The organism is Pseudomonas sp. BE134 (genome assembly GCF_031456105.1).
GTDB lineage: Bacteria > Pseudomonadota > Gammaproteobacteria > Pseudomonadales > Pseudomonadaceae > Aquipseudomonas.
This window is the reverse complement of sequence record NZ_JAVDUA010000028.1, coordinates 22208-44259: the sequence shown is the minus strand read 5'-3', so window position 1 is coordinate 44259 and position 22052 is coordinate 22208. Positions and strand designations below refer to the sequence as shown.

Sequence of the window (22052 nt, the reverse complement as noted above, 5' to 3'; positions counted from 1 at the left end):
ACATGAGCGAAAAGACAGTTTTCCCGGCCGCTGACGCACCTGCTGCCAAAGCTCCCCGCAGGTGGCCGGCGCTGCTGGCAGGGCTGTGCCTGGTGGCCGGCGTGGCGGGCGGGTTGGGGTGGTTCATGCACAAGCCCAAGGCGCCACCGGCAGAACTGGCCAGTGACAAACTAGGGATGAGCCGGCCTGACGGTCTGCTTGAAACCCATTCCTTGAGCCTATTGCCCAAGGACTTGCTGGCGGTGCCTTTCCTCAAGGAAACCCTGACCGAAGATTTCGTCTTCTATTACGAAGCGCATGTCGATCGTCTCGGCTTGATCGGCAGTCTGCGGCGCATCATTTACGAGCATGACCTGAAATTGCAGGACAGCCTGATCGAGCAGCTGTTCAATCAACCGGCCGACGTGGCGCTGTGGCGCGGGGCCGATGGCCGGCTCAAGGATTTCCTGCTGGTGATGGATCGCGGTGGCCTGGCCAAGGTGCTGGAGCCGCTGGCGAAAGTGGCGCTGGACGATTCGCAGCTGACCAAACTCAGTGATGTGAAAGTCGGCGCCGACGATGTGGCGCTTTACCAACTGACTTACAACAACAGCAAGGCGCTGGTGTTCGCCTCCCATGGTGACAAGCTGGTGGTGCTGTCCAATCCTGCCAAACTCTACGACCCCGGCAACGGGCCGACCGATGAACAAGGCAGTGTCTCGACCACGGCCATCGCCGCGTTGCTCAATGGCGACAAACTGTTCCCCGAAGCATTCGGCCTGCTACCTCGCGCGCCGGAAGTGAAACAACGCCTGTCGGTCAACTCCAGCGTTTTGGCCATGGGTTACCAGCGCTTCATCCCGAATTTCGCCGGGCTGCGCTTCGACATGGACGACAAGGGCTGGCACAGCTTCCTCGCCATGGACGAACTGGACAACCAACCGGACTTCGATTTCAAACCGATCTGGCAAGCCATGCCGATGGGCGCCAGTGCCTGCGTCGCCTTGCCGCTCGCCGCCGAACAACAGAAACCGCTGCTGGTGAAACTAGGCGCCGAAGAAACCGTGGCCCAAGCCCTGACCGAACACATGGCCGGCGCGGCGGGCCTGTGCTGGTACGCGGATTCGCGCTTGTACACGCCTTTGCTGGTGGCCAGCCTGAACGACGATGACAGCGCCAAGCTCGACGGCGACCTGGGCAGTCTGTTCGGTTCGATGGTCGGTGCCTTTGAGCCCAATGTCGAAGAGCACGCGTTCCCGGTGGTTGAGAAGCAGGAAGGCCCAACCCACCAGTGGCAGCGTCAGGTCAGCTCCCACTTCGGCCCCTACAAAGCCAAGGAAGCTGTAGATCCGGACGCGATTTCCGGCAAGGCCTTCATGAAAGTCAGTCTGGCACGTCACGGCTCGACGCTGTTGTTCTCCCTCGACGACAAACTCATGGACAAGGCTCTCGACACCCTCGACAAACGCTTCCCGCCGATGGCCGACGTGGTGCCCAAAGACCTGCTGATGCCGGTCTATTTCGGCCCGGAGTCCATGGCGCAGCTGATGCAACAGGAAACCCTCGACAGCCTGCCGCAGGACATGGAGCCGGTGTTTTACAACGCCGCGCAAACCTACCTGATCCCGAAACTGCGCAAGCTCGGCGGCTATGGCAAGTACGCCCTGACCTTGCCTGAAGGCAGCGAGCCCGACGGCCACTGGCAATGGCTGCCGCTGGAGTGGAAAGCCCTGTGACCGCACTCATCCGAGGCCTCGGCCTGCTGGCAATGTTGCTGGGCAGTCGCGCATTTGCCACTGAGGCGCTACCCCTCGATGTGCAGCAATCCCAGGTATTCCGCGCCTGGTTCGTGCGCATCGCCCAGGAGCAACTGAGCCAAGGCCCGAGCCCGCGCTGGTATCAGCAGGACTGCGCCGGACTGGTGCGGTTCGCCGCCAACGAAGCGCTGAAAGTCCATGACGATAAATGGCTGCGCAGCAACGGCCTGTCCAATCGCTACCTGCCGCCGGAACTGCGATTGAGCGAGTCGCAACGCGGCCTCGCGCAGCAATGGCAGCAGGGCGGTGGCAAGGTCGGGCCCTACGTCAATGCGATCAAACTGATTCAGTTCAACAGCCATCTGGTGGGCCGTGATGTGGCGCAAGCCCGGCCTGGCGACATGATGTTTTTCGATCAGGGCGATGACCAGCACCTGATGATCTGGATGGGCCGCTACATCGCCTATCACACCGGCACCACTACCCCCATTGACAACGGCATGCGTTCGGCAAGCCTGCAGCAACTCATGACATGGAAGGACACCCGATGGATACCCGACGCAGCCAACCCCAACTTCATCGGCGTCTATCGACTGAACTTTCTCTCCCAATGATCGGTGCCCGCATGTTGCGTTTTCTGCCTCTGTTGTTGGTCTTGGCGCTGCCTGTTTCGGCGGTCAACGCCGAAGACTCCGTCGAGCCGAGCGGCTATACGCCAGTGGCCGGTGAAAGTTTTTTCCTGCTGGCTGACAGCAGTTTCGCCAGCGATGAACAGGCGATGGTGCGCCTTGAAGCGCCGGGCCGTGACTATCGCCGGTTCCGCATGGAGCCTTACGGCGGTGCCGACATTCGCGTGTACCGCATCGACAAGCCCCTGGATTTTCTCAAGCGCCAGAAGAACCTGCACCGCGTGGTCAGTGATGGCCAGTTCAAGGGCGAAGGCCTGTCGAATACCCTCGCGTACCTGTGGGACAACTGGTACCGAAAATCCCGGCGCGTGATGCAGCGGGCGTTTTCCTACGAGTCACGTCAACAGGTTACTGAGGAGGTGCCGGAACTGAAAATGGGCACCGCGATGGCCGCGCCAACCCCTTACGACGCTCAGCCGCAATTCGCATTGATTCCAGGCTTGCCGGTGATCAGTCAATTTCGCTACCCACTGTGGCAGGCCAAGCCGATCCAGCCGCCTGAGGGCGTGAACCTCGCCGGTTCTTCCAGCGAGTTCGTCAGCGTTGCGCCGGGCAATGTGTATATCCCGCTGGGCAATCTGAAACCGGGTCTGTATCTGGTGGAAGCGCTGATCGGCAAGTACCGCGCGACGACCATGGTGTTTGTCTCGAACACCGTGGCCGTGAGCAAGATTGCCGGCGATGAACTGGTGGTCTGGGCAGCGCGCAAACATGAAGGCAGTTCGGTGCCGAAGGTCAATGTGCTGTGGACCGACGGTCTCGGCGTGATGAGCAGCGGCGCCACCGATGTCGATGGTTTGCTGCGCCTGAAACACGTCAGCCCCGAGCGTTCGTTTGTGATTGGCGAGGACGAAGAGGGCGGGGTGTTTGTCTCCGAGAACTTCTACTACGACAGCGAAATCTACGACACCAAACTCTATGCTTTCACCGATCGACCGCTGTACCGGCCCGGGGATTGGGTGTCGCTGAAAATCGTCGGGCGCGAGTTCAAGAATGCCCGGGATTCGGTGGCACCGACTGCGGCCGACGTCAACGTGACTGTGCTCGATGCCACCGGCACGGCGTTGCAATCGCTGGCGCTGAAGCTTGATTCCAAGGCGGGCACTCAGGGCCGTTTCCAGTTGCCGGACAATGCAGTGGCGGGCGGCTATGAATTGCGTTTCAGCTACAAGGATCAGGCCTACAGCAGTGCGTTCCGTGTGGCTGAATACATCAAGCCGCACTTCGAAATTTCGCTGAACCTGGCCAAGCAGGACTACCGCACCGGCGAGCCGGTGAAAGGCAGTCTGGTGTTGCTGTACCCGGACGGCAAACCGGTGGCCAACGCCAAGTTGAGCCTGAGCCTGCGCGCTCAGCAGCTGTCGATGGTCGACAACGAACTGCAATACCTCGGGCAATTCCCGGTGGAGTTGACCAGCACCGAACTGAACACTGACGCCAAGGGCAACGCGACCCTCGACCTGCCGGCCGCCGAGAAACCGAGCCGCTACATGCTCACCGTGTTTGCCAGTGATGGCGCGGCGTATCGGGTCAAGACCACCAAGGAAATCCTCATCGACCGTGGCGCGGCGAGTTTCAGCTTGAGTGCGCCGCAACGCTTCAGTGCGGTAGGCGACAAAGTTGTCTTCAGCTATCAGAACGAAGGGGCCAACGAGCAGAGAAAAACCGTTACGCCGAGCAGTTATAGCTGGGTGCGACTGGAAGATCAGAGCACCGGCGACGGCAAGCTTGTCGCAACGGATAAAGGCTTCACCGTGGCCTTCGAACGTCCGGGCACTTACAACCTGACGTTGAAGGATGAGCATGGGCGCGTGGTTGGGGCGACCGGTCATTCGGTCACTGGCGACGGGGTCAAAGCCGTGCCGGGCACTGTGGAAATCGTCCTCGATAAACCCGAGTACAAGGCCGGTGATGAAGCCTTGGCACTGATCACTTTCCCGGAACCGGTCAGCGATGCGCTGCTGTCGCTGGAGCGCGACAAGGTCGAGGCCACGGCGCTGCTGTCCAAGGGCGCTGACTGGCTGAAGATGGAAAAACTCAGCGACACCCAATACCGCGCACGCATTCCGGTGAAGGACAGTTTCGCGCCGAACCTGACCTTCTCCGTGCTCTACACCAAGGGCGGTCAGTACAGCTTCCAGAACGCCGGCATCAAGGTGAAAGCGCCGCAAATTGACGTGGCCATTGCCACCGATAAAGAGGCGTATCAGCCGGGCGATACCGTGTCGGTCGACCTGACCACACAGTTGGCCGGCAAGCCGATGCCAGCACACCTGACCGTCAGTGTGGTCGACGAAATGGTGTACGCGTTGCAGCCGGAAGTCGCGCCGACCATCGACCAGTTTTTCTACCACCCGCGTCGCAACAACGTGCGTACCAGCGCCAGTTTGTCATTCATCAGCTACGACGTGGCGTTGCCGGGCAGCCCGGGCTCGCCGGGCAAGGCCAACCGCAGCGAGCGCGGCGTGAAAGTGCTGGAGCGGCCGCGTCGTGAAGACGTCGACACCGCCGCATGGCAGCCGGAACTGATCACCGACGCCAATGGCAAAACCCGCTTCACCTTCAAGATGCCGGACTCGCTGACCCGCTGGCGCATCACCGCCCGGGCCATCGCCGATGACGGGCAGGTCGGGCAGAAAAAACAGTTCGTGCGTTCGGAAAAACCGCTGTACCTGAAGTGGAGCGGGCCAACGAAATTCCGCAGTGGCGATAAACCCGCGCTTGGCGTATTTGCTTTCAGTCAGGCTGAACATCCGGTCAAGGCTGAACTGGTGATCCATTATGGTGGCGCCGATCAGCGAGTGCCGGTGCCCCTGAACAACGGCATCAATTACATCGCGCTGCCTGAGTTCTCGTTGACTAGTGGCGAATGGACGGCCGAGCTGGTGCAAGACGGCAAAACCGCTGACGCGCTGGCGGTGCGCCTGACCGCGACCGGAGAAGGTTGGCAGGTCACGCAAAGCCAAAGTCTGGACGTGGTCAGCGGTGATACGCCGCTGAGCTTGCCGGCTGACGCGACGGATATTCGCCTGCGTCTGGATGACAGTCCTCAAGCATTGTTCCGTTCGGCGCTGGATGATCTGCTCAGTTATCCATACGGAGGCGTTGAGCAAACGGCCAGTCGTTTACTGCCGCTGAGCATCGCTTATCCGACCTTGGCCTCGAACCCGCAAATCCGCGATCGCTTGCGCCTGATCATGCAAAACAGCCGCTTGCGACTGGTACAAATGGCCGGGCCGTCCGCGAGTTTCACCTGGTGGGGCATGGACGGCGAGCCGGATGCCTTTCTCACCGCTTACGCCTATTACGCCGATTGGCACGCGAGCAAAGCGCTGGAGCTGAGCCTGCCGCCGGAACATTGGCAGCGAGTGTTGGAGGTGTATTCGAAGCAGGCCAAAAACACCCCGCTGTTGCAGCGCGCGCTGATTCTGTCGTTTGCCAGACAGATGCAATTACCGGTGAACACCTTGCTCAGTGGGTTGATGGACGACCTGGCGAAAGCAGGCGAGGGTAACGCCGCGAACCTGATGGAGGACGGCGAAGACAGCCTCGTCATGAGCGCTCCGGATTCGGCGCTCGGCCTGGCGGCTGCCCGTGTGTTGACCGCTTCATTGGCCAGGCAATCGAAGGTCAAATTACCGGACGCCTTCAATCGTCAACTACCGGACGCGCAACAGCGTCTGGCGGTCAGTTCGCAGCCATTCGCCGAAGCCCTGAACCTGTCGCTGCAAGCCTTCGATCAGGCCCACGCGCAAGCCTTGCTGCAGCGGTTGTTGCCACAGCAATCGACCCTGGAGCGCGCCCTGGCGCTGACCTGGTTGCAACGCAGCATCGAGCAGGCTTCGCCCACCATCGCACTGGCTCCGGGTGAAGGCTGGAAGAAAGAACACGGTGATACCGGTGAGATGTATTGGACGTGGCAGGGGGCTTCGCCAGTGCCGGCGATGTTGTCGGTAACCGGGACGCAGGAACGGCCGTTGCGTGGCGCGTTGAGCTTCCAGACCCGGCAACCACCGGTTGATCCGATGGCCGTGACCATCACCCGTCGCTTGTCGCGATTGGTGCCAGGTGACGAAGCCTTCACCTTCAAGCTCGAAGCGGTCGGCGCCCAGCCGTTGTCCAGCGACAGCCTGTATCTGGATGAAGTGATCATCACCAGCAAAGCCGCGAAACCGCTGCGTTACGGCATGCTCGAAGTACCGTTGCCGCCGGGTGCCGATGTCGAGCGCACGACGTGGGGCATCAAGTTGATGGGCAAGGCCGGCACCGAACCGACCGCGCTGGAGAAGGCGCGTTTCGAACCGGGGCAAATGGCTTACGCGATTCCGGTCGATGCCTTGAGCGGTGAGTTGCGCTTGCGTCATTTGGTGCGCTTCTCGCAGAAGGGCCGGTTCAATCTGCCGCCGGTACGTTTCACTCAGGTTTACGCGCCACAACATCAGGCGCAGGAACAGAAACCGGCCCTCGGCCAGGTCACGGTCAACTGATATGACCCGACCTCTGGTCTGGTTGCTGCTGTGTTTGGTTTCTGCGCTGGCGACAGCGCAGGACGAACCGCTGCGGCTGGGGTTCAAGGGTGAACTACTGTCGTTGAACCGGACTCAGGTGATTTCACGCGAGCCGTTACCTGCTGATTTGCAGGCGCCATTGGGCAGTGTGTGGAAGTTGTTTGTGTACGGTTGGCTGGTGGACACCGGCGCCCGTGAACCTGCGTATGAGTGTCACGGGCAGTCGAAAGAGGAAGTTTATTGCTGTACCGCCGGCGGCAAGATTGAGCGAGGTCAGGCATTGGTCAAATCGTGCGGCTTGTACTTTGAACCGACTCGTTTGGGCATTACCGCCGCCGATTGGCGCACGTATTGGCAAGCTCGACAGGCACCGGAGTGGTTGCTGGATTTATCATCGTTAAAGCCCTCTACGCGGGTTTCCGTCGCTGAACTTCTCACCGTGCTGGCGGTGATGCCGGCGCAGGATCAGGCGCGGCGGGTGTTGCTGGATGTGGTGCTCAATGCCGCTGATGGCAATGTCGTGGGTGAACTCGGTGGCCGGTTGCGGGTAAAAACCTGGAGCTGGCTGGGGTATCAGGACCCGTCATCACGTCAGGGCGGGTTTGCCGGTTGGACGGCGGATGGCTCGCCGATCTGGGCCGGAGGGCGGGGGACCAGTCAAATGGTGCTTCGTCATTATGGTGCAGCGTTGGCTTCAGTGTTGCCGAGTGACTGGCCTGCTGATTCTGGACGTTGTGTCGAAGTCGGTCTGTTTTCTCGCTATCCGATCGAGCGCGTTCTGTCGGGGGATCGTGTTGTTTCTTCCGGGCCATTGCAGGGCGACTATCGCGTCGAATTCACCAACGGCAATCAATTGGATATCCACAGCGACGGCGAACTCTTTTTGCTCAACGACAAGCTCGTCGCCCGCCTGGATCGCGAAGAATACGTCGCCCGCGTCCTGCAGCGCGAAGCCAGACCCGAGCCCGCCGAAGCCGCCAAAGCCCTGGCTATCGCCATCCGCACTTACCTGCTGCAAAACGCCACCCGCAATGGCGACTGCCTGAGCATCGACGACAGCAGCAGCCGCCAACGCGTGGCCCCACGCCCGGCCACCACCGAATCGCGCACTATCGCCGCCTGGACCAGCGACCTCGTGCTGGCCGGCAGCACCGTCACCTATCACTCCGACCAACCCGGCCCGGACAAACTCTCCTGGCAGCAAGCCGTCGAACAAGCCAACGCCGGCCAGCGCTACGACGCCATCCTGCTGCACGCCTACCCACGCGCCAGCCTCAGCCGTTGGGACAACCCCGTCGCCTCCTGCGAAGCGTTACCCTCCGCGCAAGACTGGCTACAAACCCAGCGCCGCGGCTGGCGTGCGCAGTTGGAAAGCGAGGTCGGCTACAACGATGTCAGCACCTTCGCCGTCTGCCGCCTGGCCTTCGGCCGTCCCTACGTCGACCGCGAACGCCAACGCATTTATGTGCGCGGCGTGCTGTCGCTACAAGATCGCCTCGACCTGACCCACGAATACCTGCACCTGGCCTTCGAAGCACACCCCAACGGCCAGGATGAAACCTACATCGAAGGGCTCGCCCGCCACCTCTTGCTGGAATAGGCCATGAAACTCCGTTATCCACAGGTCATCCTGTTCCTTTGTTCTTTTTGCGTATTGCCGACGATTTTTGCGACCGACGCCGCCGTCAAACTCGACACCCCCGTCGGCGGCTGGCGCACCGGCGCGCCTGAAGGCGGAGGTGAAAACTTCCGCCAGACTGTCAACTACCCGGCTTCCTCGGTGAACACCCCGCTGGGCCAGGCCAACACGGCGCGCATCAGCGGCCAGATCAAATCCACGCCCAAATCTGCGGAGCCCGGTCGATTGATCGTCAACGGCGTGAGCATGCCACTGAAAATCGACTCGACGGGTCGCTTTGATCGCCCGTTCTCGTTTCCCAATGGCAGCAACAGCGTTGAGGTGCGCAGCCCTGATGGCCAGCATCGGCATCGCACGCAATTTCTCAATGCCGGTGGTGGTGCCACGCCGGCCAAGTTGCGGGTGTTGTTGTCGTGGGACAGCGACAACACGGACCTGGACTTGCACCTGATTACGCCGGATGGGGCGCACATCTGGTACGGGGATCGTGTTGTGCCTAATGGTGCGGCGCTGGATGTTGACGTGACGACCGGGTATGGCCCCGAGATCTTCGCCATGCCGGCGCCGATCAAGGGGCAGTATCTGGTTTACGTGAACTACTTTGGCGGTGGCTATCGCAGCGATGACGAGGGGCAAGAGGAGGCGGTCCAACCGTTGACAACAGCGCAGGTGACGGTGATTACCGAGGAAGGAACGCCGAGCGAGAAGATGGAGACGTTTCTGGTGCCGATGCGGGCTGTGGGAGAACTGACGCTGGTGAAATCGTTCAGCTATCCATGAGGAAGTGATTGTCCAACGGGCTGCTGGACAATCACCCATTCAACTACAGCGGCATTTCACTCGAATGCAAAAATCGTCTTCCAGTCCTTTTTCATGCTGATCACAGTCCAGCCTTCATTGGTCGCCTGGTTATACAACGACTCGGTAAAGGTGCCCACTTTGGTATCCGGTAATCCTTGTGCCGGGCCATAGGCGTACTCGCGATCGGCGTCGTCATGGAGCACCAACATCGCCAGTCGCGCACCCTTGCCGGCTTTGGTGTACTCCAGCATTTGCTTGTCACCGGTGGAATTGCCGAAGGCTGCTTGAGGCTGACGGCCGACCATCAGGTAAATGTTCTCTGCCTTGCCCGCATCATTGTCGTTGAGCAGAATCTTGGGCAACTTGATCAGCTCGGGTTTGCCGTTTTTGTCGTAGGTGTATTCGGTGGATGCCGCGCTGCCGACGACCTGTTCTGGAGGTACACCATAGGTCTCTTCGGAATAGGCGCGAACGAAGTCCTGTCCGCCGCCGGTGACGATGTAGGTTTTGTAGCCATTGTCACGCAGGTACTGCATCACTTCTTTCATCGGCTTGTAGGTCAACTCGGTGAAAGGGCGCTTCCAGCGAGGGTCGCGGGCTTTGGCCAGAAAGTCATGGACTTGCTGCTTGAATTCATCCGTGGGCATGCCGCTCTGGGTCACCATGGCAATTTTGAGATAATCATCAAGGGTCAGTTTCGCCATGGCGGCACGGTCCCCCGACATCACTGTCTTGAAGGGTTCCAATTTAGCCAGCTCTGGCCTTGCCTCGACGACGGCAGGCACGCGACTCAGGATATAGAACAATTGGCTATAGGCTGGGTGTTCAACCCACAAGGTGCCGTCCTGGTCGAAGGTCGCGATGCGCTCGGCCGGCGCTACGAACTGAGCACCGCCTTCCTGGGTGGTTGCCTTGACGAACTCTACGATGGCTTGCTTGGCCGGCCCTTCATTCCACGAAGGCAACGGGTCGGCAGCAAACACTGCCGTCGAAGCAAGCAAACTCAGCCCAAGTACCGCAAGGGGTGAACCAAAACGTCGCCTGACATGGCCGTTTGGACGGTTCGCAGAGATGACGGAGCTCCAGGTACGCTGCACCAAAATCATGAATTTCATGATGATTACCCATGGTTGGATTGGTAAATCATTGGTGGTTACATGGCTGCTCACTTTGCCAATGACTACAGCAGTCAGTTGGGGATCAAGTGTAGGTGGTTTGGTAATAGTTGCTATTCAAACCGGTTCCGCCCTCCAGTTACCCGTTTTTAAGCTAGTTTTACCGGGTGTCTGGACGCCACGCACCTCAGATATCTCAGTGACGATGGAGTTCAACCCTGCCAGTCCTGGCGGCAGAGCAAGTCCCTGACGAGCTCATCGCTTCCCATCCGCTATGGTGATGTAAAACGGTCTGCAATCGAGGGTGCGCCATGAACTCATATTTCACGTTGTTTATCGGTATGTTCACCACGTTACTGGCCATCATCAATCCCTTGGAGGCGATACCCGTATTCCTTGGTTTGTTGCAAGGCAAGGACAATGCCGAGCTCCGCCGGGTGGCACGTAAAGCTTGCATCTATGCATTACTGCTGATGTTCTTTTTCCTGATTTTCGGCAACCTGCTACTGCGTCTGTTCGAGGTGCCACTGAGTATGATTCGAGTGGTTGGCGGGATAATTCTGATGCGTATCGGTTTTGAACTGTTCGCGCCGTCGCCCAACAGCACCCTGATTCCAACTAACCACGACACTGATCAGGATGTGTCCTTCATCCCCATGGCCATGCCAATCATGTTTGGCCCCGGTGCGATTGCCACCGTGATCGGACTGACCAGCACCATCAAGGAGGCCGATCGGGTCGTGATATCGTTCGCCGTGGTGGCGCTGGCCCTTTGCGCCGTCATGTTCACCACCTATTTGTCACTGGCCTACGCTCAAGTCATCCTCAAGAAAATCGGCCCGCAAGGTATCGATGCCGCCACACGAATAGTCGGGTTCTTCGTCTCTGCCATGGGGGTTGGCTTGATATTCCACGGCACGGTGGAGTTTCTGCAATCGTATGGGGTGCTGCTTCATCGCGTGGCGGGGTAAGTGCAGCACGATGTTAATGAGCTATACCCACATTTCCCCGCGCACTTCTTCCACCGATAGAGGTTGCCAATGAATTACAGCACTCCACTGACAGCACTATTGCTCACCGCAAGTCTCTTTGGCTGCACCAGTTCTTCTGACCATACGATCACCGTTCCTTTGAAAGCCACTCAAAAGAATGCCGGCCAGATCGCCAATGCGACGTTGAACGCAGTGGATGGTGAAACCAATTTCGACTTCTATCTCACCGGCGTTCCAGAGGGCGCCACCCTGCCATTGCGCATCTTCACCTTTGTCATTAAAGGCAGTTGCCAACAGCCTGGGTCGGTGGCCTACGACATGAACGACAGGATTACTACTCAACGCGCTGCTGAATCCGGTTGGACGTTTTACCGAAGTGCGCCAATTCCCCTGCCGGACCTGTTGTCCGGAAAATACTCCATCCTTGTGCGTACGACCCCCGAGGATGGCAGCGTCGATATTTTTTGCGGGGATATTGTGCAAGCGGTTCGGTGAAATGGTGATGGGGGTTGGGTGATGTGTGGGGTCGTGGCAGGGTGCGAGGTAACTGCCATCCCTGCCGCGACCGTTTTTGCAATCGTATAAGGTGCTGCTTCATAGCGTGGCGGGGTAGGATTGCGGCGTGATCGTGAACAGCCGGGAAGGAGGGCTTTGTGACGGCTACAGCAGTTTAGAGAAGGTCCTTGTGCAGACTGTTTCCAGCCTGCACAAAAAGCTGACCTCTCCTAGCAGGTAGACATCTCAGGTTTGAAACTACTGGAAGTCAGGCGTTTGAGTGCAATATCAAGCGCCGAATTGTCAAAGAGCCTGCTTTTGCGAGTGGCAGCGCCGGCTCCACCATCCCATTGCTTCAATGCTTCGCGCACAGCAGGAACAGTTGGTGAAACCCTCTCCTGACTTAGCAGCCAATCGACCGTTGCCAACAATTCCATGCCGAAGGGCGATTCGAAGCCGTCGATCAACTCGGCCGTGCGTTCCAAGGCTTGGGAATACTCCTTGGCCTCTGTTTTTAGATAGGTCTGCAAGAAGGCTTTGCGCTCTTGATCAAACCAGATCACATCAGTGATACCGGCATCACTGATGCGTTTGTCGCAATGCAGATAGCTACCATCAAGATTATTGAGCAGATGCTCCAATCGATTGGCATACGGACCGTATTTATGAGCTACAAACTTAAGATTCAGAGGGTTCTCGGTGTCCGGTAGCTTTTCTATGGCGCGTTCCAGGAACCAGGCCAGCTTTTGAATCTCAAGCAGGCTGCATTCCATACCCAAAACCCAATAGCGTCGAACCAATTCGGCAATGAGCGCGCGAGCAGGGGTGAGCTTTTCCACTCCGCTGCGTTTGGCGACATTCAGATACTGGCTGGAAGGCTCGAATACCAGCACATCGACATCAAGATCACTCAAGACATCAACAATCTGTTCGCGAACTTCTGGCCATTTCAAACCGCCGTTGCCGGCGCCTAGTGGCGGTACGGCGACAGACTTAACGTCATTTTCAATCAGAAAACGTCGTAGATCATGCAAGCCTTCTGTCACCCACGCCATTTGTGACGGAGAGCGCCAGTGACGCTTGGTAGGGAAGTTTACGATCCAGCGAGGCCCTTCAAGTTCGTTAACGGCCGTCACGTGCATTTTGCCTGTTTCCACTACGCCAGCTTTACATGCAGCCGAATACAGACGGTAATTCTCAGCAAAACGCTCTTTGAACATCAACGCGATGCCTTTACCCATCACACCTACGGTATTCACCGTGTTGACGAGGGCTTCGGTTTTGGCCTCCAGAAGGTTGCCTTGGGTAAATCTGATCATTGGAAATACCATCCCGGACGCGCATGAACAGGCAACGTCAGGCCTCTAGCGGCCACTTCCTGCTCTATGCGCTCTTTCATTGCATCGGTGTAGCACATGATGCCAAGGAGTCCTGTAATCGGTAGGTGATGGTGAATCAGCGCTTCTGCCTGATAACGCTCCATCTTTCGAGGGTCATCAGGATCACGTTTGAAATCGCGCTGTTGAAGGATAGACCAATCGATTTCGCCGAGGTTAGCCAGATCGCTGTAGTAGTCTGTCCAATCCGGGTAGGCATGTGCATTTGTGAAGACAAACGGTAAGCCAAGCTGTTCTACGCGGTACAGACTGGAGACCAGAATCACGATCTCGTCATTGCTACGCTGTTGAACGCTCCATCCGGAGTGAATGTTTTTCATCATCACAGAGAAGGGCGTGAAATAGAAGGGTACGTAGTCGGCCAAAGACCCCTCTGGCGGGATGGGCACACGGCGGGATCGGCGCTTGTCGATCAAATCGACGTTGCCGATATTCACGTACTGCGGTGCCAGAACCTTCGAGTTTGCGCAGTGCAGCCCATTGTCCAGAATCCACGGCAGGTTATCGCGATGGACGATACGCCAAATCAGAGCCTTCTCTGGATTCAGACTGGTGTAGTTCATTGATAAAACATTCTCTGATTCACGCCGGTGGTTACATTAACACCGGCCTCGCGCATTTTAGCCACGCAGAGTGCTTCTACCTCCGCATCAGGAGTGAAGACTTTGAAGAAGGCATCCGGTTTAACAACGCCTGGCGCAAGGCATTCCGCCATACAGATACTTTTGCAGTGAGGATCGTGGTACTCGCGGGTACTCATGACTTCCCACTCGATGGCTTCGAAACCCTCGTCATAATCCAATAACTGGATCGAATCACTGGCCAGTGGGTGGCGTGGAACGATTTTCCAGCCGTTTTGTTTTGCAACGGTTCGGTAAACCGAGATCAGAACGAATTTGGAGCCAGGTCTGCTGCGTTGCACGCTTCCATCAAATGGATTTGCAGCAAACCAGTGAAAGGGCACATAGCGTTCAAGCTTGAGGGCTTGTCGCTTTTTCAGGATTTCACCGTCTGCCACGTCTTTGAAGGCAGCGAGATCCGCTCGAGGCTTCAAGCCTTCTTTGAAAATACCACTCAGGTTTTCAACCGAGGTGAGGTGGTACAGAAGCTTTTGATCCTTGATGTTTTTGACGTCCGGCATATTCAGTCTCCTTGACCTCTGCGTTTGTCTGGCTCAGCCCTGAACCCTCTTCGTTCCAACACTGATCACTCTGGCTGAATGATTTCGGTATGCCACTATTTTCCCTTTGCGAGTTGAGCTCAAAGTACAGAAATCAACTCACTCCTCATCAAAATAATCGCGATCCAGCGCGGGCAGCCGCAACAGTCTCGATGTAACGCCCACCTCATGATCCATCATCAGATGCACCAGTCGCGTACCGTCCACCAACACGATGCCTTCCACCGATTTGGCGAAATCGATCGCGTGTGCGGTGAAACCGGAGGTTGTGATGAACACCCCGCGCTTTGCCTTTTGCCCGGCGAGTGCGCCATAGAAAGCCTGAAGTTCCGGGCGACCTACCGTGCTCTGCCAGCGCTTGGCTTGAACGTAAACCTTCTCCAATCCCAGTTTGTCGAGCGAAATGATGCCATCAATGCCGGCATCCCCCGAGCCGCCGACTCGCTGCAGGTCATTGCGACTGGCGCCGTAGCCCAGGCGATGAAGCACATCCAGCACGATCACTTCGAAGCGATTGGGGCTCACCTGCAACAAATTATCCAACAGGTCTGCAGCCGTGGCTTCGCGCAATTCCTGAAGGGCTTGTTCAAGCCGATCATCCGGGCTTGCGGTGGCGGAGGTGACGTCAGGTTCAACGGGTGTTTCCTCATCCAGAGGTGCCGCGTCAGGGGCAATCTTCAGCTTCACATTCATATAGCCAATGGCTAAATGTTCCACTGCGCCGGCCAGCAGGGGGGCTGGATGTTCCTTGGCGTAGGCCACACCTGCGTCAGTCAGTTTCCAATACCCGCGTTTGGCACTGCTGGAAAGGCCGGCACGCTTGAGCCGATCGTGTGCCCAGCCCGCTCTGTTCTTATAGGTTGTCTGCCCACTGGCGATCAGTTCTTCACGCTGCTCTAAAGTCAGTTGCAACATTTTTGCTGCAGCTTCATAGGCATCCCGAGCGGGAGCTCCATCGGGTTTAGTGGCGAGAAACCGCAGGATGGGCTCGATGAACTGATCGTAAGTTGGAACGGGCATGGACGCTTCCCTGTGATGACTGCGGTTTTGTGCTGATCGGTGGGGAGTATAAATTAATGATCAATCCGGAATCGCCTGCGCCAGCTTGCTAGTTAGTCGTTCTAGCTGAAAAAGCGTAAGCGGCGATGTATTGGTTGGGTTGCTCGCTTGAGAGCAATCTAACTCTGTCCAATTTGCCGTTGGCGGATAACTTAAACCAGTGTTGGGGCTTACCTATCGAGCTAGACATTGATTCGCACTTTTTCACAGGCATTAAAAAGCCGGCTTGTGGCCGGCTTTTTTGTGGTCCGAGGTTTTTTGTGGACGTCCTCTAAGCCTAGATTTTACAAGGGTTTAAGCCTACTATCAGTCCAGATATGTCCGACATCGAACGCTGTAAACCGCGATTAAGGTGTGGGTCAAGGTGTGGGTCGGAATGATGGGGGCTTTATGGGCAAGCTGACAATTAGGGCAATCGAATCACTTGTTAAATCTGGAGATGCAGGAAAAACCAACGACGGCGATGGTTTGTATTTCCAGATAAGCAAAGCCGGAGTACCCAGTTGGATTTTCCGTTACAAACTGGCGAGCAAAGGCCGGGAGATGGGCCTAGGCCCTTATCCAACCGTTACCCTTGCGAAGGCTCGCGAACTGGCCGCAGATCAACGAAAAGTTTTGGTTGCTGGAGATGATCCTCTTGCCACCCGTGATGCCGAGCGAGAAGTCAAGCGTGAAGCTGAACGACAGGCACAGGCTCGAGGTGTGACTTTCGAGACGTTGGCGACCGAATACCGGAACGCCCACGGCACTGACTGGTCGGAGAAATGGCGTAAAGGCTGGCTGCGAAAGTTGGAGCTATACGCCTTCCCCGTTATCGGCAAGCTGTCGACCACCGACATTCAAGTCGAGCACGTCTTGAAGGTGTTGCAGCCGATCTGGGCAACCAAGACCCGTACCGCCGATGAAGTGCGCGGTCAGATTGAACAGGTATTGGACGCGGCCAAGGCCCGCCGCCTGCGCGATGGTGACAATCCAGCGCGCTGGCGCGGACACCTGGATAATCTGCTAAGTAAGGCAGAGAAGAAGAAGGCTCGCAAGCGTCAGCACTTTACTGCTATGCACTGGGGCGACGTACCGGGGCTTATGGTCAAGCTGGTACAGAGCGAGACGCGCGCCGGCATGGCAGCTCGCCTGCTTATCCTGACCGGCGCACGTGCGCAGATGGTCCGGCTTGCCACTTGGGCGGAATTTGATTTGCAGGGTGGTGTCTGGTCTCTGCCCGCCGAGCGCATGAAGATGCGTCAAGCCTTCGATATTCCCCTAGCTCCCCAGGTTGTCGAGCTTCTCCAGCTGCTGCAGTCGATGCCATGCATCGCTGAGGACAGTCCATATCTATTCCCTGGCCAAGGAAAAACCGGCGTCATGCACGCTAACGCCATTCGCAACCTGCTACATAGTCTCGACCATGCCGATATTACTCGACATGGCTTCCGGGCGAGCTTTCGCGACTGGGCAAACGAGTGCACCAACTATCCTCGAGAAATCTGCGAGCTGGCTTTGGCTCACGATGAGCGCAATCAGACCGAGGCTGCTTACTCCCGATCCGACTTCATCAAGAAGCGTCGCGCTCTTATGGCCGATTGGGCAAACTACGCGACCAAACAACCAGCACATAACGTCCTCCCGATTCGGAAAATAATCCATGACTAAGCGTACCGAACTCGATTTGAATCAAGTGCAACAAGGACCTAAGTGGGCAGACGCAACACCTGATGACCTTGAAGTGGGGCTCTTGTGCGCGCTGGATGGCGAGACATACGCAGAGCGATGCCTGATCGAGTGCTTCCTCGAACAAATGACCGCTGGTCTGCCATATGACACGAGTGTGTTTACGCGCTATATCACGGAGGTTTTCAAGCAAACCTTGGAGCGAACAGCTGACAAGGAGGATGCAACTTTGCTACTGCGGCGAGGACGTGGACGCCCAGAGGACGCCAGCAAAATTGAGCGGGACTTCGGTCTATCAGCGGCTGCCGTACTTCGCAGACGAGGCGGGCTTGGCTGGGAAGCAGCCTGCAACGATGTGGCTGACCGCTATGGGGTTTCGGAGCGTCAAGTACATCGCGCACTGGTGAAGCATCGAGACGACGCTGAAAAACTTATCGATACCGAGCTTCATGGCCTGCTGGATGGCTTCGAAGTTTAAACCATTAAATGCTCCGATTTAGTGGTTTAGCACCCTCTGTTCCGCTCACATAGTTTAGGCATCGTCCGCCTCACTTCGAGGCGCCCCCAGAGATAACGACGATGACCGTAACAGTGCAATCTCCCCGCTGTATCTGGCGCATGACAACGCTGAAGGCTAAAACCGGCCTGGGTCGCACCACGATTTACGATTTGATGAAGGATGGCCGTTTCCCGAAATCCCGCCGCATCGCTGGCGCTCATGCGGTCGGCTGGGATTCTCTGGAAGTCGAGGCGTGGATTGCCGAGCAATTGGGGGTTCGCCAATAATGAAAAACGACCACTCCCTTTGCCGGCTACTCAGCCGCAGCGCCAAGAAAACCCGGCTTGATGGCACCAGTTGGAACACTCTGCACGCATCTCCGCAGTTCGAGGTTCTGGATGCATCTGCAGCACTGTGGAGCCCGATCGTCATTCACCCCAACGAAAAAGTATCCAAACCGCTGTTTGCAGGTCATTCGATCCTGACTCAGCGCATCTCCCTCGCCCATGAACTTGGTCGTTCCTACCTGGAAAACACTAGCGACTACTTGTCCAGCGTTCACTCGCCCCTAGAGGACTAAGCCATGAATTACTTTCAACGCGGCCATTTGGCCGCGCGGGGTTCGGCTTGCCTGGAGAAAGTCTTTGCCATGCTGGTCATGCTGCCACCCAACGCCGAACTGCTGCTGATGCTGCTGGTTTTGGAGGTGCTGCCGTGGGCGTAACTCCTATCGAAAAACTGCTGTCAACGCTGGATAAAGTGAAGCTGGTGAAGGCCGGACGCTGGGTTGCCTGCTGTCCCGCGCACCACGACCGGACTCCCTCGCTGAGCATCCGCGAAACTCAGAAAGGCATCGTCCTCATCAAGTGCTGGGTGGGTTGCACTTTCGACCAGATCGTAGCCGCTGCCGGCTTGGAGCCGCGCGACCTGTTTCCGGCGCGCATCGGTAAACCCCGCAAGCCTGGCCCAAGTCGCGACGCCATCATCCGCGAGCGCGCCATCGTTGCTACTGGTAATGCTCAGCTCGCCAAAAGAGCGGCTCTGAATTCGTTAGATCAGGCCCGCTTCAACCTGGCCCTCGCCCGCCTCGAACGCTTGCAGGTGAAGCCATGACTGGGAAGGACCCTTTCGCTAAGCAATGGGATGAAATCGACTCGCAGCCGACCTCGTTGAATGACGGCCGCGGCGAAGGTGCGACTGAAAACGAACGGCAGAGCCAGGCGTCGCAGCTGGTCGACTATGTCCAAGCCCGCGTCGAACTGTTCCACGACGAAAACAAGGAGGTGTATGCGCAGGATCGCGGTACTGGGGAAGTGCGTCGGGTAGATGGTCGTCAGTTCCGCGACTGGCTTGTGGCGAGCTTCTACAAGGATACGGGTAAGTCGGCACGCGACCAATCCGTGCGAGAGGCTCTGTCCACCCTTTCCGGCTTGGGTCGCTTCGATGGCCAGTGCCTGCCAGTTCATGTCCGGGTCGCCGGGTCGTCTGGTCAGTACTTCCTCGATCTGGCTATTCCAGGAGACAGCCGGGTCATCTGCATCGAGCCTGGTCGCTGGTCCATCTGCGATTTGCTGGAAGTGAAATTCATTCGCCCCGAGCCGATGCAACCGTTGCCGATGCCGATCAAAGGTGGCTCGATCAACGAGTTGTGGAAGATCGCCAACATTCCCGCAAATCAGCGTTTGCTGGTGCTGGCCTGGTTGGTCGAGTGCTTGCGCCCGGACACTCCGTTCCCGGTGATCGAACTGATGGGTGAGCAGGGCACCGCAAAGAGCACCACGCACAAAGCGTTGCGTCGCCTGATCGACCCCAATGCCTGCGACTTGCGCACTGCGCCGAAGAGTGCCGAGGATGTGTTTGTCGGTGCCGGGGTCTCGTGGATCGTCTGCTACGAAAATGTTAGTCACCTGTCTGCGCAGATTCAGGACGCCCTCTGTACGGTGGCGACCGGCGGCGGTTATGCCAAGCGCAAGCTGTTCACTGACGCAGACGAAAGCATCATCAATGTGAAACGCCCGGTTGGCATCAACGGCATCTCGGCTGCCGTTACCGCACAAGACTTGATTGATCGCACGCTCAGTATCGAGATGCCCATCGTTCGTAAGCGAGTCGAGGTGACCGGTCTGTGGCAGGCGTATGAAGCCGAAGGCGGCCAGCTACTGGGCGCGCTGCTCGACATTGCGGCAAAGGCACTCGCGCTGCTGCCGTCCATGCACTTGCCCGCTGGCGATAAGCCTCGCCTTGTGGAGTTCGCGCGGCTCGGCATGGCCGTTGCCGAAGCAGTCGGCCAATCCGGAGCCGAATTTATGAAACAGTTCACCGCCAGCCGGGAGGAAAGCATCGCCCGCACCATCGATGCCAGTCCGGTTGCTGGCGCTGTGCTGGAGTGGGTCGACCGTCACCGCCATGGCCGCCGCGCCTCGGCAATGGCCCTGATGGGCGTGCTCGAACAGTTCCGTCCGACTTACTGCGATGCGTGGCCGAAGTCGCCAAAGGCGTTTGCCGATGCCCTGCGTCGTGCTGCACCGGCTCTGCGCCAGCTGGGGGTCGAATGCCGGAGCCTCGGAAAGATTGGCGGATCGGTGCAGTGGGAGATTGTTCCGACGGAACAAGGGCCTTTCTCAAGTCCTGCAAGTCCTGATGTCCTGCCAATCGATGATCGCAAGCAGGACATCAGGACGTTCAGGACTTCGGAACAGGCCTTGTTCTGCGCTGAGGCGGAACAAGCAGGTGTTCAGGTCGTCGCTATCAACTATGTGGAGTTCTGATATGGCCGCATTGGACTACCTCAATGGCTGCGGCCTGACTGTCGAAGCTATCAACGGGAAGCTGCGCCTCAGCCCTATCGAACTCGTCACCGACGACGTGCGGCGCTATATGCAGCAGCACCGCACGGACGTGTTGACCGAGATTACATACGCACCACTGGCCTGGCTCCACTTGCTGGTTCTGGAGTCTGGAGCGGTCGTGCAGCATTTCCTCGAGCAGACTACGGCAGAGGTCGAGCAGGATGCTTGGCGTCGCCATGGCGCTCTCCTGCTATCCGTAGTGCCCGTGCCAGGTATCCAGCGAGCGCTGACTGATGAGGAAATCGACAAGGCCCTTGCCGGCACGTTGGCGAAGCAGCCGACGCCCATCATGGATGGTGGGGACTGGTTGCGTCGCGTGGCGGCCCATCTGGACACTTCGCCGGAGTACTTGATGAAGCAAGGTTTTCTCGACTGGCATGACTTGGTGGAACAGCAACACCAATTGCCCAAGACAGTGGCATGTCTGATCCGCAGCAATCCGGCTTGGCGTGCGCCTCCTGTGAATCATTAATCGCCAAAACACTGCTGAACCAACCCCATGAAACCGCGACACTCGTTAGGTCAACAACCATGAGCAAAAACAGGATATTCAAGGAAACCCCCAAGACCCGGCTGATTGTGTCAGTTGAAACTGAAACCGTGGCCGCGATTGATCGGCTGATCCGTTATCCCAGCGCCAACCGTTCAGAGTTCGTGCGTCTGGCTATCGAAGAGAAGCTGGAGCGTGACGTGGTTCTGTTCCAGAACCGTGTTTCATCAGTTCCCTAAGCGTACTGAAACAGGTGGATTTTCGTCGTCCCTAAAGCGAGCGAATTTTGATGATTTTCAGAGCAGTACGCGCACGCGCGCGTGCGCGCGTATATAAAGCAGAAAACTCATAAAATTCGTCGCTTTATGGACGTTGGATGGTGGTTTCTTGTCGATTTCCGCCGATTGAGATAGTCAGCAATCGGCCAAAAGTGGACGCTCGATTTTCAAAAAATGCAATATCAGCGATATGGCGTCGCTAATGGGTTGGGCTCCAGTTGACTGGGGAAAACATCAAATTTGGGTCGATACTTCCTGTTACCTCTCTCCGCTTCTCGCTTGCCGCCGGTCACGTGAGCTCGAATTGGTTGTGTCAGCCTGTCCTTCGACTCGTCATCTGAAAATATCTGTCTCTTGGCTCAGACCTTCCTTAGCTCTGCCGTTAATCCGTTTAGTGGAATTTGTGATGTGGGCCGTCTAGGCTGAATTCAAAGTTTGGCAGGAGCGATAACCATGCCATCAGCGGATGACTCTACCCAGCAAGCGCGCAAAGAAACCCGCCTGTTCTTTTTTCTGATTGTCATTTTTTTTCCATTGCTGTCCGTGGCGATAGTGGGTGGTTACGGCTTCTTTGTCTGGTTTCTGCAAATGCTGCTCGGCCCTCCTGGTCCACCTAATTGATCGTTTTCCATCTTTAGCAAAAGACGGGGAGTACGG

General features: G+C 57.5%; 22 protein-coding genes. 17 read left to right on the top strand and 5 right to left on the bottom strand.

Annotated elements, in window-relative coordinates; genetic code table 11:
• Positions 1 to 2: 2 nt before the first annotated feature.
• From J2Y56_RS21655 to J2Y56_RS21635, 5 genes are read left to right on the top strand one after another with little or no spacing between them, the layout of a single operon-like run.
• On the top strand, positions 3 to 1715 hold the full coding sequence (locus tag J2Y56_RS21655; RefSeq protein WP_310352620.1) for a DUF2138 domain-containing protein: 1713 nt from the start codon (positions 3 to 5) through the stop codon (positions 1713 to 1715).
• The gene (locus J2Y56_RS21650; protein ID WP_405046878.1) at positions 1685 to 2350 is read left to right on the top strand and encodes a DUF1175 domain-containing protein; all 666 of its coding nucleotides are present in this window, start codon (positions 1685 to 1687) and stop codon (positions 2348 to 2350) included. Before J2Y56_RS21655 ends, J2Y56_RS21650 begins: the two co-directional genes overlap by 31 nt.
• Positions 2347 to 6912, top strand: coding sequence for an alpha-2-macroglobulin (locus tag J2Y56_RS21645; protein WP_310352684.1), 4566 nt, complete (start codon positions 2347 to 2349; stop codon positions 6910 to 6912). Before J2Y56_RS21650 ends, J2Y56_RS21645 begins: the two co-directional genes overlap by 4 nt.
• Position 6913: 1 nt before the next feature.
• On the top strand, positions 6914 to 8533 hold the full coding sequence (locus J2Y56_RS21640) for a DUF2300 domain-containing protein (RefSeq protein WP_310352617.1): 1620 nt from the start codon (positions 6914 to 6916) through the stop codon (positions 8531 to 8533).
• A gap of 3 nt (positions 8534 to 8536) precedes the next feature.
• A complete protein-coding gene (locus tag J2Y56_RS21635; protein WP_310338939.1) occupies positions 8537 to 9352 on the top strand; it encodes a DUF2135 domain-containing protein in 816 nt (271 codons plus the stop codon).
• Between the two features lie 56 nt (positions 9353 to 9408).
• On the opposite strand, the gene J2Y56_RS21630 is transcribed toward J2Y56_RS21635, so the two are convergent.
• The gene (locus J2Y56_RS21630; RefSeq protein ID WP_007946854.1) at positions 9409 to 10488 is read right to left on the bottom strand and encodes an HAD family phosphatase; all 1080 of its coding nucleotides are present in this window, start codon (positions 10486 to 10488) and stop codon (positions 9409 to 9411) included.
• Positions 10489 to 10799: 311 nt separating this feature from the next.
• Here J2Y56_RS21630 and J2Y56_RS21625 point away from each other — a divergent pair, with 311 nt between their 5' ends.
• A complete protein-coding gene (locus J2Y56_RS21625; RefSeq protein ID WP_007946855.1) occupies positions 10800 to 11459 on the top strand; it encodes a MarC family protein in 660 nt (219 codons plus the stop codon).
• 69 nt (positions 11460 to 11528) lie between these two features.
• Positions 11529 to 11975 carry a hypothetical protein gene (locus J2Y56_RS21620; RefSeq protein WP_310352612.1) on the top strand — a complete coding sequence of 149 codons (447 nt, stop codon included), beginning with the start codon at positions 11529 to 11531 and terminating at the stop codon, positions 11973 to 11975.
• 230 nt (positions 11976 to 12205) lie between these two features.
• Here J2Y56_RS21620 and J2Y56_RS21615 read toward each other — a convergent pair whose 3' ends face one another.
• From J2Y56_RS21615 to J2Y56_RS21600, 4 genes are all read right to left on the bottom strand, one after another.
• The gene (locus J2Y56_RS21615) at positions 12206 to 13294 is read right to left on the bottom strand and encodes a macro domain-containing protein (RefSeq protein ID WP_310352610.1); all 1089 of its coding nucleotides are present in this window, start codon (positions 13292 to 13294) and stop codon (positions 12206 to 12208) included.
• Entirely contained in the window at positions 13291 to 13935 is a 645-nt protein-coding gene (locus J2Y56_RS21610; protein ID WP_310352609.1) for a DUF4433 domain-containing protein, read from the bottom strand. The genes J2Y56_RS21615 and J2Y56_RS21610 overlap by 4 nt, the downstream gene beginning before the upstream one ends.
• Entirely contained in the window at positions 13932 to 14513 is a 582-nt protein-coding gene (locus J2Y56_RS21605; RefSeq protein WP_310352608.1) for a DarT ssDNA thymidine ADP-ribosyltransferase family protein, read from the bottom strand. Before J2Y56_RS21605 ends, J2Y56_RS21610 begins: the two co-directional genes overlap by 4 nt.
• A gap of 138 nt (positions 14514 to 14651) precedes the next feature.
• Complete coding sequence (locus J2Y56_RS21600; RefSeq protein WP_310352605.1) at positions 14652 to 15572, bottom strand: restriction endonuclease; 921 nt, start codon at positions 15570 to 15572, stop codon at positions 14652 to 14654.
• Between the two features lie 429 nt (positions 15573 to 16001).
• Here J2Y56_RS21600 and J2Y56_RS21595 point away from each other — a divergent pair, with 429 nt between their 5' ends.
• The 10 genes from J2Y56_RS21595 to J2Y56_RS21550 all read left to right on the top strand — a co-directional run bounded on the left by J2Y56_RS21595 (position 16002) and on the right by J2Y56_RS21550 (position 22016).
• Positions 16002 to 17261 (top strand): phage integrase central domain-containing protein, encoded by a 1260-nt coding sequence (locus tag J2Y56_RS21595; RefSeq protein WP_310352604.1) that lies wholly within the window; start codon positions 16002 to 16004, stop codon positions 17259 to 17261.
• Positions 17254 to 17757, top strand: a complete 504-nt coding sequence (locus J2Y56_RS21590) for a hypothetical protein (RefSeq protein ID WP_310352603.1) — start codon at positions 17254 to 17256, stop codon at positions 17755 to 17757. The genes J2Y56_RS21595 and J2Y56_RS21590 overlap by 8 nt, the downstream gene beginning before the upstream one ends.
• Before the next feature lie 140 nt (positions 17758 to 17897).
• Positions 17898 to 18065 (top strand): AlpA family transcriptional regulator, encoded by a 168-nt coding sequence (locus tag J2Y56_RS21585; RefSeq protein ID WP_253277083.1) that lies wholly within the window; start codon positions 17898 to 17900, stop codon positions 18063 to 18065.
• The gene (locus tag J2Y56_RS21580) at positions 18065 to 18358 is read left to right on the top strand and encodes a hypothetical protein (RefSeq protein WP_310352597.1); all 294 of its coding nucleotides are present in this window, start codon (positions 18065 to 18067) and stop codon (positions 18356 to 18358) included. Before J2Y56_RS21585 ends, J2Y56_RS21580 begins: the two co-directional genes overlap by 1 nt.
• Positions 18359 to 18361: 3 nt before the next feature.
• Positions 18362 to 18502, top strand: a complete 141-nt coding sequence (locus J2Y56_RS21575) for a hypothetical protein (RefSeq protein WP_310352595.1) — start codon at positions 18362 to 18364, stop codon at positions 18500 to 18502.
• Positions 18493 to 18891 (top strand): CHC2 zinc finger domain-containing protein, encoded by a 399-nt coding sequence (locus tag J2Y56_RS21570; protein WP_310352594.1) that lies wholly within the window; start codon positions 18493 to 18495, stop codon positions 18889 to 18891. The genes J2Y56_RS21575 and J2Y56_RS21570 overlap by 10 nt, the downstream gene beginning before the upstream one ends.
• Entirely contained in the window at positions 18888 to 20546 is a 1659-nt protein-coding gene (locus J2Y56_RS21565; RefSeq protein ID WP_310352592.1) for a hypothetical protein, read from the top strand. The genes J2Y56_RS21570 and J2Y56_RS21565 overlap by 4 nt, the downstream gene beginning before the upstream one ends.
• Position 20547: 1 nt before the next feature.
• Positions 20548 to 21099 (top strand): hypothetical protein, encoded by a 552-nt coding sequence (locus tag J2Y56_RS21560; RefSeq protein ID WP_310352587.1) that lies wholly within the window; start codon positions 20548 to 20550, stop codon positions 21097 to 21099.
• On the top strand, positions 21048 to 21356 hold the full coding sequence (locus J2Y56_RS21555) for a ribbon-helix-helix domain-containing protein (RefSeq protein WP_310352585.1): 309 nt from the start codon (positions 21048 to 21050) through the stop codon (positions 21354 to 21356). The genes J2Y56_RS21560 and J2Y56_RS21555 overlap by 52 nt, the downstream gene beginning before the upstream one ends.
• 492 nt (positions 21357 to 21848) lie before the next feature.
• A complete protein-coding gene (locus tag J2Y56_RS21550; RefSeq protein ID WP_103404532.1) occupies positions 21849 to 22016 on the top strand; it encodes a periplasmic nitrate reductase, NapE protein in 168 nt (55 codons plus the stop codon).
• The last annotated feature ends 36 nt before the right edge of the window (positions 22017 to 22052 follow it).